This is a genomic window from Duganella sacchari (assembly GCF_900143065.1).
Lineage (GTDB): Bacteria > Pseudomonadota > Gammaproteobacteria > Burkholderiales > Burkholderiaceae_D > Rugamonas > Rugamonas sacchari.
In genome coordinates this window covers 440,714-457,118 of the sequence record NZ_FRCX01000003.1, presented here as the reverse complement: position 1 = coordinate 457,118, position 16,405 = coordinate 440,714, and the positions used below count along the sequence as shown (strand labels likewise).

Genomic DNA, 16,405 nt, shown 5'->3' with positions numbered 1-16,405 from the left:
CGGTGTATGGCAGAGCCCGTGTTGGATTGCAAGAACTGACCCCGGATTTTAGGCGAGCTTGCGGATGACGGCGGCGAGCCGGTCGATTTCGTCGTAGGTGTTGTAGAAGGCCAGTGAGGGCCGTACTGTGGTTTCGACGCCGAAGCGGCGCAAGATCGGTTGGGCGCAGTGATGACCGGTGCGTACGGAGATGCCTTCTTCGTTGAGCGCCTTGCCGACCTGTTCGGTGGTATAGCCGTCCAGGACGAAGGACATCACGCTGGCTTTGTCGGCCGCCGTGCCGATCAGGCGTACGCCTCGGATTTGCTTGAGCTGGTGGGTGCCGTACACCAGCAGTTCGTGCTCGTAACGCGCAATGTTGTCGATGCCGATGCGGTTGACATAGTCGATCGCCGCGCCCAGGCCAACGGCATCGGCTATGTTGCCGGTGCCCGCTTCAAACTTGTTGGGAATCGGCTGGTACACGGTTTTTTCAAACGTGACGTCGGCGATCATATTGCCGCCGCCCTGCCACGGCGGCATGTCTTCCAGCACTTCGCGCTTGCCCCACAACGCGCCGATGTCGGTCGGGCCGAACACTTTGTGGCCGGAGAACACGAAGAAGTCGGCGCCCAGCTCCTGCACGTCTATCCGCATATGCGATACGGATTGCGCGCCATCCACCAATACCCTGGCGCCCACGCTGTGCGCCAGCGCCACCACTTCCTTTACCGGGGTGACGGTGCCCAGCGCATTCGATACCTGTGTGATCGAGACCAGTTTTGTGCGCGGGTTCAGCAGCTTGCGGTATTCGTCCAGCAGGATCTGGCCGCTGTCGTCGACCGGGATCACGCGCAGCCTGGCGCCTAAACAGGGATAGTGTGCGGTGTGATACCCATGCGCTCAACATGCTATCGCCACCACTCCGGGGTCAGGTCCCTCATTTCTACACGGCTCAGCCTTGGTGCGCAGGCTTTCGCCGTGGGTCAGCAAGGCTGCGGGCGACAGCTTGAGTGCGGCCGCCAGTTTTTCCACGGTGAGCAGGGAGGCGATCACGACGCCGCGTTCGATTTCGCCGATGTAGGAGCGGTTGAGGTTGGAATTTTCCGCCAGCCGCTCCTGCGACCAACCCTGCGCCTCGCGCAACTGCCGCACGCCGCGACCGAAGCTGTGCGCCAGCGCGCACGCCACGCCGGACGCGGCACTCATGACGCACCTATGCTGTTGGCAAAAGCGCCTTCGCGCGATTCGGCCTGGGCAATGCGGCCGCCCGCCGGCACGTCATGCGTGAGCCACACATTGCCGCCGATGACAGCGCCCTTGCCCAGCGTGATGCGGCCGAGGATGGTGGCGCCCGCGTAAATCACCACGTCGTCTTCCACCACCGGATGGCGCGGCAGGCCTTTTTGCAGATTGCCTTCCGCATCCGTGGGGAAGCGCTTGGCGCCCAGCGTCACTGCCTGGTACACGCGCACCCGCTCGCCGATGACGGCGGTTTCGCCGATCACTACGCCGGTGCCATGGTCGATGAAAAAGCCGGCGCCGATGCGCGCGCCCGGGTGGATATCGATGCCGGTCGCGCTATGCGCCAGCTCCGATACGATGCGCGCCAGCAGCGGCAGCTCCAGCACATACAGCTGATGCGCCAGCCGGTAGTGGATCATGGCCAGCACGCCGGGATAACACAGCAGCACCTCGTCCACGCTGCGCGCCGCCGGGTCGCCCTGATAAGCGGCCATCACATCGGTATCCAGCAGAGCGCGGATGCCCGGCAGCGCAGCAGCAAGGCTGCGCACGGCGATCAGCGCTTCCTCATCGACGGGACGCCCGCCCTGGCCACGCAGGCCGGCGTTATAGGCCAGCTCGCGCCGCACCTGTTTCAGCAGCGCGTGCAGAGCCGCGTCGAGCGCATGCGCCACGTGGAAGTCCTCGCTTTCCTGCCGCAGATCGGGCGGTCCGAGCCGCATCGGAAACAGCACGCCCTTGAGGCTGTCGATGATGGCGGCCAGCGCGTCGCGCGAAGGAAATTCACGGTTGCCGGCTTCGCTATTGCGGCGCTGGGTCTGCCGCCAGCTGTGGCGCGCATCGTGCAGCGCTTGCACGATGCCGGTGATGTCGAAGGTGGCTGCCATGGCTCAGTCCTGCACCCAGGGCAGGCCGTGGAAGCGCCAGCCGTCCGCCTTGCCGCGCTGCTGGTGCGCGTCGAGTTCGCCTTCGAACCCTTCCAGCACATTGAAGACATTGGTGAGGCCCGCCTTGGTTGCCGCTTCCGCCGCCAGCACCGAACGCTTGCCGCTGCGGCACAGCAGCAGGGCCACCGCATCCTTGCGGCCCAGCTTGGCTTCGAGCTCACGGGCAAAACGGGGATTGCGGGTCAGTGCGGTGCCGGTGGCCCAGGCTACATGCAGGCTGTCCGGCACGTGGCCGACGAACTTGCGCTCTTCGGCGATGCGGACATCCACCAGCAGCGCCTGGCCGCTGGAGAACAGTTCCCAGGCCAGTGCCGGCGGCACACCGCCCGCATAAGACAGGCCGGACAAGCCGGCCTGGGTTTTAAGCTCTGCCAGCTGCTGTGGCAGATCGAGCACTTCTTCTGACATGACGACCCTGTATGCGTTGATGGCGATAGACACCAGCATACGGTTCGTCAAAATGAAACAAAACGAATAAAAACAACTTCACAAAGGTGGAAAACGCATAAGTCCTGTTGACGCAATCAGCGCGCGTTGATGGTCACCGGAATGGTGATCTGCGTAGTCGCACCCTTGGCATCGGTGGCCGATACTTTCAGTTGATAGCTGCCAGCCTGCGGCGCCGCCCAGTACACGGTAATGTTCATGCCGCCCGGCAGGAACGCCATGCCAAGTGGTGCGCCGGAGATCGTCAGCGACACTGCACCTGTGGCCGAGATGCCGATATTGCCGGTCAGCGCCTTGCCGACCACGCCATTCATGGCCGCCGCGGTAATCACCGGACCCGCCGAGCTGGTGGTGGTTGGGTTGGTGGTGGTGGTCGCAGCCGCAATCACGATGGTGTACACGCCCTGGCCGCTGAGGCCGGTCTTGCTGTCCTTGGCGGTGACGGTGACGTTGTAGGTGCCCGCCACCGGCGTCGCCCAATTCACCACGCCGCTGCTATTGATGCTCATGCCGCTTGGTGCACCGCTGAGGGTGTAGCTGAGTGCATTCGCCGACGAAGCCGACACCGTGAAGCTCAGGGCCGTGCCGACCTTGCCATTGATGGTGGCTGGCGCCACCACCGGCGCCGTGTCCACGGTCAGGCCGGACAGGGTGCTCAGCAGCGAAGCGGCGTTAGGCGTTCCCAGGCCGGTGGCCAGGTCGTAGCCGGTTTTGGCCGTGCAACCGGCGCAGCTGCCGTTGCTGCCTTTGACGACGTCGGCAAAGACTGCGGCATAGGTGCCCGGCACCGTCGAGATCTGGTTGTACAGCGCGCTATGTGGCGCGCCCAGCGCGGCCTTGCCATTCACGGCGCGCAGCGCATTGGCCACCGCAATCAGGCCGGCCCACTGCGGCGTTGCCAGACTGGTGCCGCCGACGCTGGACCAGCGTACCGTGCTGCTGCCGCTCGGGATCACCGCGACATACTGGCCGCTCGACGGGTCGGCATTGAACGCCACGTCGGCCACCGTGCGGCGTGCGGCCGTGCCCATGCCGGGCACCGACACGCTCTGATACGACGGCGTTGCCACATACTGGCTGACGCCGCCACCGGTGTTCGACCACGTCACTTCGGAACGCGTACCCGCGCCGCTGTAGCTCAGCGTGGTGCCGCCCACCGCCAGCACTTTCGGCGATACCGACGGCCACGCAACCGCCGCGCCCGAGTCGCCGGTGGCGGCCAGGTAAGTCATGTTCGCTGCGGAGAAGGTGGCATCGGCCGCGCTGGTGCCGCTGCTTTCGCTGCCGCCAAAGCTCATCGATACCACGCCAGGACCCATCGCATTGGCCAGCTTGACGCCGCCCAGCAGATTGTCATAACTGGCGCTGGCGGTTTCGATCAGGACGATGCGCGCCAGCGGCGCGGTGGCGTGCGCCCACTGCACATCCAGCGCAATCTCGGTGGCCCAGCCGGAATCGTAGGCAGGCGCGGACGCGCTCATGCCGCCGCTGGCTGTGCTGTACACGACCGACAGTTCGCAGGCGTTGCCAGTTGCCGTTGCCAGCGGCAGCTTGGTGCTGCTGGCAATGGTTTTGGTGGTGCATGCCGGCAGGCTGAATTTGGTATTGAACGCTGCCAGTTCAGCCGCCACGTTCGGGTTGTGCTGCGCATCGACAATGTAGATGGTCTGGCCGGCGCCCAGCTGTGCCGCCTGTGTGGCGGTCAGATTGGTGAAGCTGGCTGGCAGCGCTGGCAGGCCGTAGGCGGCGCGGATCTGCGCCGGCGAGTACGTCACGACCGTGCTGCTGGTGGCCATTGGCGTGGCCGGGCGGGTGTCGGCGGCCAGGCTGCGGTCCGCTTCGACGTGGCGCAGCGCCTGCACCGTCAGCTGACGCGAACCCAGGCGGCGGAATTCCGACGGGATGGTTTGCGTGTGCACCGGTGCGTCCGCGCCGACCGCGTTGTCGTCCGGCGCATCCAGCAGCACCGGCGCCATGTGGAACGATGGCTGCGCGTACTGCTGCGCATCGGCCGCTGGCAGCGTACCTGGGTCCAGTTCAATCGTGGTGGCTGCGGTCGCCATCGGGGCGGCGGCTTGCACGACGCGGGACGCGGGGCTGGTTTCGGTGTTGCCGCCGCAGGCACCCAGCAGGGCGGCGATGCAGGTCATCGGGATCAGGTACGGGCGCATGGAAATCTTTCGGTGTGAATTCTAACTAGATTCAGTTAGGTTGGCGTACAGCAATACTATCAAATTCTCACACGGAAAGACTAACCTGACTAAAATGTTAGGGAAACACTGTCAGGACGTTATTGCTTTGTCGCCTTTTTGCCTTACAGAACGGGCAATTGTTTCAAATCATTTACTCGGACTAACAACTTCAGCGTGCCCAGCAGGGCATTCCGTTGCTCATCGTTCAATTGGCCAAAGAAGGCTTCATCGTTCTGATCCGCCAGCGCGGCCAGCTTGGGCACCAGCGTGCGGCCCTCTTCCGTGAGGCACAGTTGCTGGGCGCGCAGGTCGTCATCGACGATGTAGCGCTGCACCAGGCCCTTGTCCTGCAAACGGGTGAGGATCTTGGATACCGCGCCCTTGGTCATGCCCAGTGCGGCTATCAATTCGGAAGCGGCGGAGGCGTCGCGGTCATACATATGCCGTAATGCCACCCATTCCGATACGGAGACGCCATGTTGCTCGACCAGCGCGGCAAAACTTGCTGACACATGGTTGGAAACAAACCGCAGCCAGAACCCTACATGCGATTCCAGCGCGCTTGCTTTTTTCTTTGAAGGCATGTTTTAATCCGTTCATTTGGTTTCCATGGAAACTATTTTACCAAGGAGAGGAAAGATGGACAAGAACATCATCGACAGCTGCGCGCGTGATTCCTATGCAGGCACCGCCAGCTTTGGCGAAATCGTCATGCGGCTGGCAGGCGCCGGCGTGGAAAGCTACTACGCCGATTACCGCGCCCGCACCACCACCTACTACGGCCCCGAGGGCGACAGCTACACCATCCCGCTGACGCGTAGCGCGGCCGCGGTACCGCCGGACTTCGATACGGCAGGCGTGCAGGACGCGATCCGCGGCGCCCAGCGCGGCGACGTCAAATATCCGGCGTTCGTGAGTCTGTCGGTTGCTGCAGGCTGCGTCGGCTACATGGTCTGGATTGCGGGCCGCCACGTTACCTACTATGGCCGCGCCGGGGAAATGCATGTGGAAAAATTCCCGCCGCAGTGACGGCCGCCCTACTCTTTTTTATATTTGACGTAGAGCGTCCACGGCAGCGCGATCAGGACAGCGAGCCAGGGGAAGCGGGCAATGATGTGGGCAGTCGCCATGACAAACAGGCTGAGCACCACAACCGCGACCAACAGGCCCAGGCCGCTGATCCACTTGCTTGCCGCAACCTTCTGCGGCGGCTCTTTCTCAATACCGCCGATGTCGTTCGCGCAGCGCAGCAGCACTTCGGTCATCCAGCTGTCCAGGCGCCGGCTCCAGTCGTCGGTCTTCGCCGCCTCATCGTCACTCAGCCGACGGCAATCGCTGTCTTCGTTTTTCGGCCACATGCAGCGACAAACGCTGCGCGCCTGATCGACGCAGATGGTCCAGCCACTGCGTGAAATCATCAGCCAGCAAGGCATTCCCCGCAAGCGAGCGGAACTGGGAACGGGCATCCCTGAACACCGCATGCCGATACCAGTCTTCCAGCGCGCACACGTGCCGCAAGAACTGCGTGCCGTAGCTGACCAGCGCGACCTGGCGCAACATCGATTCCTGCCGCAACGCCACTCCCCTGATGATGTGATCGCGGAACAGCTTACTTCAAATCAGCAGGAAACCGGCGCACCCGACCGTATGCGAGCCGGCTCACGTCACCGTGAAATTGGCCGGTCCCGCCATCAGCGTATAGCCGTTCGCATACAGACACCAAGCGCTGTAGCTACCGGGCGCCAGCTTGTTGGTGTCGATGCTGACGCTGCCGCTGGCGGCGGTCGCGTACTGCCAGGTCAGATAGCTGCCGCTGCCAGGCGTGACGCCCGCCTTCCAGATGCCGATCCAGTTGGTGCTGCTGACTTTGGAGGCCGGCAGCGCATAATTGACCAGCATCGGCGTGCCCTGTTTGACGCTGGCGGTGCTGGCCGCTAGTTGCGTCACACTGACCGCGACCGGACCACCCAGCGCCTGGTAGCCATCCTGGTACAGATACCAGGCCGCATAGTCGCCCACCGCCAGCGTGCCGCTGCTGAACGCCACGCTGCCGCTGGCGTCGGGCGCATAGCTCCACAATGCGGAACTGCCATTGCCCGGGGTGCGGCCCGCCGCATACAGGCCGATCCAGTTCTTCGGATCGAGCTTGCCGTTCGGCGCCGCGTAGTTAAAATTTAGCGGCGCGCCCTTCATCGCGTACGGCGTGCTGGTGTCGAACACGATGCGGCTCTTGTTGGTGCCGATCATCGGATCGACCCGGCTTGCCGCGCCGGTCTCGACGTGCCCGGCGACGCGGCGCGACCACAAGGCATCGGCATCGCAGGTCACGGTGAAGTCATACCAGCCAAAGCTGTCCGCCAGGGCGTAGTCGATCGCCAGCGTCTGTCCGGCCGCGACGGTATAACTGGCCTGGGCAACGCCGTAAGCGTTATCGCTGATCGTAAAGCGGCAAGCCTGCTGTCCGCCCACATTCGACAACGTGAGCCAGATGCCGTTGCTGGCCACGCTGTACATGCATTGCAGCTCCGGCCGCGCGCCGCCGGCCGCCTGCGCCACCGTCCCGGCGAACTGGCGCAGGAAACCGTTGGCGCCATGGACGCGGAGTGCGTAGCTGCTGCCGCTCCAGTTCCACACTTCATTGTCGATGCTCTTGCCCGCTTCCACCGTGTAGTACCAGGGCCCGTCGTTACGCAGACTGGAATACACGATGAAGGCGGCGCCCACCTGGCCAAGGTTGCTGAAGCTGACAGCCAGCTGCTTGTTGCCGTTGTTGCTGGCCTGGACCTGCAACATATACGGCAGCGGGCAGGCATAGCGCGGACCGTCAGCGGCCACCACCTCCTGGCGCGGCAGGGTCTGCACGGCAGGCGGCACCGGTGACGGCTTGCCACTGACCGGCGCGTAGGCGGCCGTCTTCGGCACGCTGGCAGGCCAGTCGCTGTTGGGATGCTTGAAATCGAAGGCCGACGTCAGGTCGCCACAGACCGTGCGGCGCCACGGCGAAATCTGCGAACAGGTGATGTTGGCGCGGTCCTTGCCCAGGCCCTGCACCAGCCACTCCTCCAGGAAGCGCAGCTTGGAAGTGTGATCGAACAGCTGCGAGCAGACGCGGCCGCCTTTGCTCCATGGCGAAATCACCAGCATCGGCACCCGTGGCCCAAGGCCGACCGGAATGCCCTGATAGCTTTCATAGGCGCCGATGTCGGCCAGCGTGGTCTTGCCCATGCCGGCATTGAGCGGCGCCATATCGGACGGCACGTGGTCGAAGAAGCCGTCATTTTCGTCATACATCAGCAGGAACACGGTTTTGGACCAGACCGCGGGATTGGCCACCAGCGCCGCCAGCAGGCGTGCCGTGATGCTTTCGCCCGCGTTCGGCGAGTGCGATGGATGTTCGCAGTATTCGGTGGGCGCGGAGATCCACGACACCTGCGGCAGCCGGTTGTTTTGCACGTCGTCAGCGAACGCCCGCACCAGCAGGTCGCCCTTGGTGCCGGCCGCGTTGGCGGCGTTCGAACCTGGCGCCATCACCCGGCCATTTTGCGCCAGCGGCGAGCTGGCGGAGAGGCGGCTGCCATCCGCATTGACGCGGAAGTTCTTGAAGTAGGCCAGGTAGTTGTCGCCGTAGTTGTCCCACTCCTGGTACACCTTCCAGCTGACGCCATTCGCCTGCAGCACCTCGGCATAGGTCTGCCAGTTGGGCGCGCTGCCGGTGACTGCGGCGGACAGGTTGTCGTTGGCGGGATCGGCGTTGTAGATGCCGCCCGCGCTGATGTTGTACAAGCCGCCCATGGCGCCGAACCAGCCCTGGTTGGTGCCGCTCAGCGAATACAGGCGATTGGGGTCGGTCGCACCAAAGATCGAGCAGTGGTAGGCATCGCAGATAGTGAAGGCATCCGCCAGCGCATAGTAGAACGGCAGGTCGCCACGGTTGAAGTAGCCCATGGTCTGCGCGCTTTTCTGCTTGACCCAGGCATCCCAGCCTTGCCAGGTGGCCTGCGCGCCTTTCCAGGAATGGTCCAGGCCAACCGACAACGCGCTGGTGTTCTTGGCGTCGAAATGGAACGGCAGCACATAGCCGCCCGCAGCGTCGGGCTGGTACCACACCGGCCGGCCACTCGGCAGATCGATGGCGCGCGGGTCGTCAAAACCACGCACGCCTGCCAGCGCACCGAAATAATGATCGAACGAGCGGTTTTCCTGCATCAGGATCACCACGTGGCCGATGTCGGCCAGAGTGCCGGTGGCGTTGTTGGCCGGGATCGCCAGCGCCTCGCGAATCAGGTCAGGGAAAACGGTGGTAGCGCTCACGCCCGCGCCGGCAACGGCGTAGCGAAGGAAATTACGGCGGCTGGTCGACATCGGCGGGCTCTCTGCTGGACGAAAACAGAGATGGTAGCGGGCAATTATGACAAGCTTATGGCCTGAACAACAGACTGGGCAACTACCACCTCGCAAGCGCCAAAGAGCGCTATCGCCAGAAAAATTTGTTGAGCTAACGGCCACGCAAAGCTCCGGGTAACGATGGATCAGTGAGTTCGGCCCCCGATCGGCCACAAAAATTCGCGACGTCGTCAGCAGCAACGCGCCAGCACTCGCACCGGTGTCATGATTCAGGAGAATACGTTCGTACGAAGCTGTGCTTTCTTGCCGGGACTTTCCGCTACGATCCCCTTCAAAAAGACAGCGATAACGTCATCCATCTTGCGGCAGGCGGACATGAGATTATCAAAGTGACGCACCTCCAAAACTTCTTGTCCAAACCGGCACCGGATTTACAACGTAAGGGAAGAAAGATGAATCGACGTACAGCTTTGCTATCGCTAGCGGTAATGGTGGCCGCATTGGTGGTTCTCGTGGTGCAGGGTGTCAGAATGGTACAGGCATCAAATACGCGTGTTGCTAGTGCCCTGAGTTGCTAGTTCGTCATATTTGTTCAACAAATCTGTAACTCAGGACACTAGCTCGCGGCTCAGCGCCGCCAGGCGCGCATCGATGTTGGCCGCGTGGTCGTGCCGTAGGGCGTGCGGAGCGCGCGGTGATCGTTAGCGCGCGGTGATAATTGGCGATAATTCAGCCATTTTTTCTCCGTATATTGTCGACATTGCCGGTTCCCGCAGATGCGGACAACCGGCCTGCTTGCCGTGACATTCCATACGGCAAGTTCCACGTAGACAGAACGGGCGATGATGACACCGCAACAGCAAGTGACCGCGTTTCTGGCCCATTGCACGCACCTACGCCAAGGCTATTTCTTCGCCTTTAATAAACAAACCAGTTCGCTGCGCCACCTGATCAGCTGGCTGGAGCGTGTCGCAGCGGGCCCCCTGGGGCCCGGATTGCTGCAACATCAATTTGCCGACCATCTGGCGGCCCTGAATGTGAGCAGTCCCAACGATCATCAGAAATACAAGCCGGCGCTCGCTTCATTATTCGCGGTATGGGGCACAGCCAAGGATTATGTGCGCGTGGATTCCGAAGCCGACATGATCCCTTTTCTCCAGTACTGGCGCACGGATGGCTTGCTGCACGACGCTTATCCGGGGATAGAAATCAGATCTAAATTTCCGGGTTATCACCAGCATGTGCGGGTGCATCTGAACGCGCTGTATGCCACGGCCGCCGGTACGGCCATACTCGACGCGCTGACCGTGAACAGGGCGGATCTGAAGCGCGTGACGATCACCGACCATGTGATGAATGTCTCGTGCGGGGTCAATGGCATTACCCACGGCCTGAACCGGGTTGCCTTTGAACTCCGCGATCCCAACACCACACGCCTGGGGGCACAGACGCTGGCGGCGCTTGCGCTGGCGGCGCCGGTGCCGGCGACCCGGAACCGCTGGTTAATGGATCGCATCAATGCCATGCCTCTATACAGCCTGAACGGCATTCCACCCGTTGTGCCGGCCAACCCTGGCGTCACCGAGGAGCAAGTGGCCCGGTGGGTTGAGCACAACGGTGATATATGGGCCGATCATTCAAACTTTGCAGCGTGTAATCAGATCAAGAATGCGATTATTGTCGCCCTGTATGACCATGCCGCCAGCGGGACGGGCGCGGCGTCCACCATTGAATACAGTCTCGGAGACTTAAATCCCAAGAATGCGGAGCGTCCGCCGGCCATCGGCCTTGGTCATGAACTGGTGCATGCTTATTACAACCTGCGTGGAGAGCAACCGGGCGATGAAGTCGGGACGTTCTCGACGGTCCTGTTCGAATATCGTTGCGTGGGCTTGGGGCCGTGGGCGGGCGCGCCTATATCCGAAAACGCCATCCGCGCGCAGTGGGCCCTGGCCATTCCCCAATTCGACGCTGACGATGTACGCAACCGCAAGGTGGTGCCCAACCGCGATTATTACTCGGCGTGAGCGTAATGTGCATCTGGCGCTCCCCCACCGCGCGCCCGCCATTGGCTCGACTGGCTGAACTTGAGCAAGCGCGCGCATGAGTTGACCGAGGGATTTTCGCGCGGCATGAAGCAAAAGCTGGCCCTGGCTGGCGCATCGCATCGCATCGCATCGGCATCATCCTGGGCGGTCGCCTGATCGCCCAGAGCACTCTTGATGAATTGCGCGGCATGAACCGCTGGAGCATCGCCGTCTGGACACGTCGAATTCCTGTCGCTCGTAGAATGGAAAAAATGATTGAGTTTCAAAGCTGGACTGCGTAATCAATTTATTTTTACACTACCCAAAAAGCAAAAAACCCCCGCAGAGCGGGGGCCTTTTGCCAAAACTTTACAGATTAGTCTCAGATGTAATTTAGAACGGAATATCGTCATCCATGTCCGAGAAGTTCGGCGCTGGGCGCGGGGCTGGTCGTGGTGCCGGCGCTGGCGCGGCCATCTGTGGGCGTGGTGCTGGGGCTTGACGCTGCTGTGTCGCGGCTTCGTAACCACCGCCACCGCCGTAGCCGCCATCATCCATGCCGCCGCCTTCACCCATGCCTTGACGGCCACCCAGCATTTGCATCTGCTCGGCGATGATGTCGGTCGCGTATTTCTCGACGCCGTCCTTGTCGGTGTATTTACGGGTCTGCAGGCGGCCTTCGACGTAGACCGAGGAACCTTTTTTCAGGTACTGGCCGACGATTTCCGCCAGACGGCCGAAGAAGGAAATACGGTGCCACTCGGTCAGCTCTTTTTGTTCGCCGGTGTTGCGGTCTTTCGAGCGATACGAGGTCGCCACTGCAATGTTGGCGATCGCATCACCGCTAGGCATGTAGCGAATTTCCGGATCGCGACCCAGATTGCCGACGATGATGACTTTGTTAACTGATGCCATGTATAAAACTCCTGAGGTATGAGGGCAATTCGTTTGGTCCACCGGGCCAATTCAATGTCCAAGTGCGGGAATTTTGTTCCAGATGCTTAATTGACTGTCGATGTTTTTCTATCAACCAAACGCATGTGGACTCACCCAAAAGTGCTTAAGTTTACCGTACTTTACCGCCCAGGAAAGGAATTGGATGCCAATGTGGTTCAAAATTCTGATCTGGCACAAGGAATTTTCGGACAACTAGCGGACTGGACAGGCAATGAGCCTCAGGGATAGCAGCGGTACGCCGCTTGGGGAAGGAAGCGCTGCCATGTATTGCTGGCATTGCTGACCGGCTGGGCGGACAATGACGCCGTCCGCCAGCCGTTGCTGCCGGGTTACCCCGGCATAAAGCGGCTATCAGCCGCGGCGCGCGCGGCGGCGTGCCAGGCCAACCAGGCCCAAGCCAGCCAGCAGCATGGCGTAAGTTTCCGGTTCCGGTACGGCGGAGACGGTGCCGTTGACGGCGAACGGCAGCTCTACCGACAAGCCGCTGCCGCTCTCTTCAATCTGGATGAAGGGGGCACCGACCTGCGATTGCTGCGCATTGCCTTCACGCGCATCGGAGGTCGGCGGCTGCCATGGACCGGAGGCGGCGGTACCGGTCAGGCCCCAAGTCAGCCAGTAGTGGCCGGAAGCCAGCGTGATGTCGGCGATGTCGGTGTCGATCTTGTAGATGCGGCGCTGGGTGTTGTTGAGGGTGAGGTCAGTGACACGGTAGCCGGCCAGGCCGCCATTGGTGACGCCGGAAGTGCCGGAGGCAACCACGGTGCCGGTGTTGATGTCGCTACCGGAGACGATGCTCCAGGTCGCGGAGGTGAAGCTGAAGCCACTCGCGCCGGTTTGATAGCCATAGAAGCTCAGGCTGGACACATTCCAGCTTTTGCCGGCGGTAACGTTGAAATCATCGGCGACGAAATTGCCCGAATTGGTCTGGTTGCCGAAGCCATAGGTGCTGGCGTCTGGCGCGATGATGGACAAGCCATTCGATTCAACTACCGGACCATTGTTATACAACTCGCCTGCGTTAGCGATGCCAGAAACCAATGCCAGTACCGCGATTGCGATTTTCTTCATTATTTCCCCTCATGTGGTGTAGTTGAGTAGAAAAAGTAACATTGTTTTAATAAAATTAGCAATATATTATTTTTAAATATCGATGTGCTATTAAATTAGTTGCCAATCAACGTCAACCTGAGGGGCTGGCCAGGCAAGGCCTCCGCCATGGCCGGTAGAGTGCGCGCTGGACCTACTATTTTGCGAAGCCGTCCCCAACTATCCGCTTCGTCCGCCAGTTGAACCAACGCAAGAAAATACTGGTATTATATACAGTGCCGCGCCGCCACCCGACGATCTCGCGCGAGGTCGGCGCATATATCCAAACCCAGCTATAGTTACGGGTTGACTCTAAAGGCCAAATCCATGGAACAGATCCGCATTCGCGGCGCACGCACGCACAACCTCAAAAACATCAATCTCGATCTGCCTCGCAACAAGCTGATCGTGATTACCGGCTTGTCCGGTTCCGGCAAATCCTCGCTGGCATTTGACACGCTGTATGCCGAAGGCCAGCGCCGCTATGTGGAGTCGCTGTCGGCCTATGCCCGCCAGTTCCTGCAACTGATGGAAAAGCCGGATGTCGACCTGATTGAAGGCCTGTCGCCGGCCATCTCGATCGAGCAGAAAGCCACCTCGCACAACCCGCGTTCAACCGTCGGCACGGTGACCGAGATCCACGACTACCTGCGTCTGCTGTATGCGCGCGTTGGCACGCCCTACTGCATCAACCACCCGGACCAGGCCCTGGCTGCGCAGACGGTCTCGCAGATGGTCGATGCCGTGCTGGCCCTGCCGCAAGACACCAAGCTGATGATCCTGGCGCCGGTGGTTGCCAACCGCAAGGGCGAGCACGTCGACCTGTTTGAAGCCATGCAGGCGCAGGGCTTCATCCGCTTCCGCGTCCAGAGCGGTACGCATGACGCCAAGATCTACGAAGTGGAAGACCTGCCGAAGCTGAAGAAAACCGAGAAGCACACCATCGACGTGGTGATCGACCGCGTGAAGGTCGGCGCCGACATCAAGCAGCGCCTGGCCGAAAGCTTTGAAACCGCGCTGCGCCTGGCCGATGGCCGCGCCGTGGCGCTGGAAATGGATAACGGCACGGAGCACGTCTACTCCAACAAGTTCGCCTGCAACACCTGCGGCTATTCGCTGCAGGAGCTGGAGCCGCGCCTGTTCTCGTTCAATAACCCGATGGGCGCCTGCCCGGAGTGCGACGGCCTTGGCCACATCGAGTTCTTCGATCCCAAACGCATCGTCGCCTTCCCCAACCTGTCGCTGGCGTCCGGCGCCGTGAAAGGGTGGGACCGCCGCAACCAGTTCTACTTCTCGATGCTGTCCAACCTGGCGGCCTTCTACGAATTCGATCTGGACCTGCCGTTCGAGAAGCTGCCGAAGCCTGCACAGGAAGCCGTGCTGCATGGTTCCGGCAAAACCCAGATCCCGTTCACCTACATCAATGAGCGTGGCCGCACCGTGGTCAAGGAGCATACCTTTGAAGGTGTGGTCAACAACCTCGCGCGCCGCTATCGCGAAACCGATTCGATGGCGGTGAAAGAGGAACTGGCCAAATTCATCAACGAGAAGAAATGCCCATCGTGCGAAGGTGCGCGTCTGCGCGTGGAAGCGCGTTACGTCAAGGTCGGCAGTGGCAAGCAGGAACGCGCCATCTACGAGATCGCCGAGAAGCCACTGCGCGAAACGCTGTCCTTCTTTGAGCAGCTGAAGCTCAAAGGCGCGAAGAAAGAGATTGCCGACCGCGTGGTCAAGGAAATCATCTCGCGCCTGCAGTTCCTCAACAACGTCGGCCTGGACTACCTGTCGCTGGATCGCAGTGCCGATACGCTGTCGGGCGGCGAAGCCCAGCGTATCCGCCTGGCCTCGCAGATCGGTTCCGGCCTGACCGGCGTGATGTACGTGCTCGATGAACCATCGATCGGCCTGCACCAGCGCGACAACGACCGCCTGATCGACACGCTCAAGCACCTGCGCGACATCGGCAACAGCGTGCTGGTGGTGGAGCACGATGAAGATGCGATCCGCACTGCCGACTATGTAGTCGACATGGGGCCGGGCGCTGGCGTGCATGGCGGCGAAGTGATTGCTGCCGGTTCGCTCAAAGACATCCTGAAGAACAAGAAGTCGCTGACCGCGCAGTACCTGAGCGGCACGCGCAAAATCGACGTGCCGAAAAAGCGCCACGTTGCGGATCCGGACAAGCAGCTGGTCATCACCGGCGCCACCGGCAACAACCTGAAAAAGGTCAACCTCAAGCTGCCTGTCGGCCTGATGACCTGCGTGACCGGCGTGTCCGGCTCCGGCAAATCGACGCTGATCAATGACACGCTGTTCCCGGCCCTGTCACGCCACCTGTACGGTTCGCAGACCGAACCTGCGCCGCACGACACCATCAGCGGCCTGGAACACTTCGACAAGGTGATCTCGGTCGACCAGGCGCCGATTGGCCGTACGCCGCGTTCGAATCCGGCCACCTACACCGGCCTGTTCACGCCGATCCGCGACCTGTTTGCCACGGTGCCGACCGCGAAAGAGCGCGGCTACAGCGCCGGCCGATTCTCCTTCAACGTCAAGGGCGGCCGCTGCGAAGCCTGCCAGGGCGATGGCGTGATCAAGGTCGAGATGCACTTCCTGCCGGACGTGTACGTGCCGTGCGACGTCTGCCACGGCAAGCGCTATAACCGCGAAACGCTGGAAGTGCAGTACAAGGGCAAGAACATTACCGAGATCCTCGACATGACGGTCGAAGACGCACATGAGTTCTTCAAGCCGGTGCCGCTGATCGCGCGCAAGCTGCACACACTGCTCGACGTGGGCCTGGGCTACATCAAGCTGGGTCAGAGCGCGACCACGCTGTCGGGCGGCGAAGCGCAGCGCGTCAAGCTGTCGCTGGAGCTGTCCAAGCGCGACACGGGCCGCACGCTGTACATCCTGGACGAGCCGACCACCGGCCTGCACTTCCACGATATCGACCTGCTGCTGAAAGTGATCCACCGTCTGCGCGACCAGGGCAACACGCTGGTCATCATCGAGCACAACCTCGATGTGATCAAGACCGCTGACTGGATCGTCGACCTGGGTCCGGAAGGCGGTGCGGGCGGCGGCAAGATCATCGCCAGCGGTTCGCCGGAAGAAGTGGCGGCCAACGCAGCCAGCGTGACCGGTAAATACCTGGTGCCGCTGCTGAAGTAAGCCATGC

General features: G+C 61.6%; 13 protein-coding genes and 1 pseudogene. 3 read left to right on the top strand and 11 right to left on the bottom strand.

Going from position 1 to position 16,405, the window contains the following annotated elements; translation table 11 throughout:
• Nucleotides 1-48: 48 nt before the first annotated feature.
• The 6 genes and pseudogenes from BUA36_RS08480 to BUA36_RS08455 form a co-directional block, all read right to left on the bottom strand.
• Nucleotides 49-846, bottom strand: a pseudogene (locus BUA36_RS08480) (aminotransferase class V-fold PLP-dependent enzyme); the annotation flags it as partial.
• A 36-nt stretch (nt 847-882) separates the two neighbouring features.
• A complete protein-coding gene (locus BUA36_RS08475; protein ID WP_072783440.1) occupies nt 883-1,188 on the bottom strand; it encodes a helix-turn-helix domain-containing protein in 306 nt (101 codons plus the stop codon).
• Entirely contained in the window at nt 1,185-2,111 is a 927-nt protein-coding gene (gene epsC / locus BUA36_RS08470; protein ID WP_072783439.1) for a serine O-acetyltransferase EpsC, read from the bottom strand. Before epsC ends, BUA36_RS08475 begins: the two co-directional genes overlap by 4 nt.
• 3 nt (nt 2,112-2,114) lie before the next feature.
• Nucleotides 2,115-2,579, bottom strand: coding sequence for a rhodanese-like domain-containing protein (locus BUA36_RS08465; RefSeq protein ID WP_072783672.1), 465 nt, complete (start codon nt 2,577-2,579; stop codon nt 2,115-2,117).
• A gap of 116 nt (nt 2,580-2,695) precedes the next feature.
• Entirely contained in the window at nt 2,696-4,789 is a 2,094-nt protein-coding gene (locus tag BUA36_RS08460) for a S53 family peptidase (protein ID WP_072783437.1), read from the bottom strand.
• Nucleotides 4,790-4,932: 143 nt separating this feature from the next.
• Complete coding sequence (locus BUA36_RS08455) at nt 4,933-5,394, bottom strand: MarR family winged helix-turn-helix transcriptional regulator (RefSeq protein ID WP_072783434.1); 462 nt, start codon at nt 5,392-5,394, stop codon at nt 4,933-4,935.
• Between the two features lie 55 nt (nt 5,395-5,449).
• On the opposite strand from BUA36_RS08455, the gene BUA36_RS08450 reads away from it, so the two are divergent.
• The gene (locus BUA36_RS08450; protein ID WP_072783432.1) at nt 5,450-5,839 is read left to right on the top strand and encodes a DUF1398 family protein; all 390 of its coding nucleotides are present in this window, start codon (nt 5,450-5,452) and stop codon (nt 5,837-5,839) included.
• Nucleotides 5,840-5,847: 8 nt separating this feature from the next.
• Here the strand turns inward: BUA36_RS08450 and BUA36_RS08445 are convergent, their stop codons facing one another.
• From BUA36_RS08445 to BUA36_RS08440, 3 genes are all read right to left on the bottom strand, one after another.
• Nucleotides 5,848-6,075 (bottom strand): hypothetical protein, encoded by a 228-nt coding sequence (locus tag BUA36_RS08445; RefSeq protein ID WP_139260422.1) that lies wholly within the window; start codon nt 6,073-6,075, stop codon nt 5,848-5,850.
• A gap of 49 nt (nt 6,076-6,124) precedes the next feature.
• A complete protein-coding gene (locus tag BUA36_RS30215; RefSeq protein ID WP_139260420.1) occupies nt 6,125-6,370 on the bottom strand; it encodes a hypothetical protein in 246 nt (81 codons plus the stop codon).
• A 99-nt stretch (nt 6,371-6,469) separates the two neighbouring features.
• Entirely contained in the window at nt 6,470-9,172 is a 2,703-nt protein-coding gene (locus tag BUA36_RS08440) for a phosphocholine-specific phospholipase C (RefSeq protein WP_072783428.1), read from the bottom strand.
• Nucleotides 9,173-9,996: 824 nt separating this feature from the next.
• On the opposite strand from BUA36_RS08440, the gene BUA36_RS08435 reads away from it, so the two are divergent.
• Nucleotides 9,997-11,181, top strand: a complete 1,185-nt coding sequence (locus tag BUA36_RS08435) for a type III secretion system effector protein (RefSeq protein WP_072783426.1) — start codon at nt 9,997-9,999, stop codon at nt 11,179-11,181.
• 393 nt (nt 11,182-11,574) lie between these two features.
• On the opposite strand, the gene ssb is transcribed toward BUA36_RS08435, so the two are convergent.
• On the bottom strand, nt 11,575-12,096 hold the full coding sequence (ssb, locus tag BUA36_RS08430; protein WP_072783424.1) for a single-stranded DNA-binding protein: 522 nt from the start codon (nt 12,094-12,096) through the stop codon (nt 11,575-11,577).
• Between the two features lie 393 nt (nt 12,097-12,489).
• Nucleotides 12,490-13,206 carry a PEP-CTERM sorting domain-containing protein gene (locus BUA36_RS08425; RefSeq protein ID WP_072783422.1) on the bottom strand — a complete coding sequence of 239 codons (717 nt, stop codon included), beginning with the start codon at nt 13,204-13,206 and terminating at the stop codon, nt 12,490-12,492.
• A 345-nt stretch (nt 13,207-13,551) separates the two neighbouring features.
• Between BUA36_RS08425 and uvrA the strand changes: the two genes are divergently transcribed.
• Nucleotides 13,552-16,398 carry an excinuclease ABC subunit UvrA gene (gene uvrA, locus BUA36_RS08420; protein WP_072783419.1) on the top strand — a complete coding sequence of 949 codons (2,847 nt, stop codon included), beginning with the start codon at nt 13,552-13,554 and terminating at the stop codon, nt 16,396-16,398.
• Nucleotides 16,399-16,405: the final 7 nt, after the last annotated feature.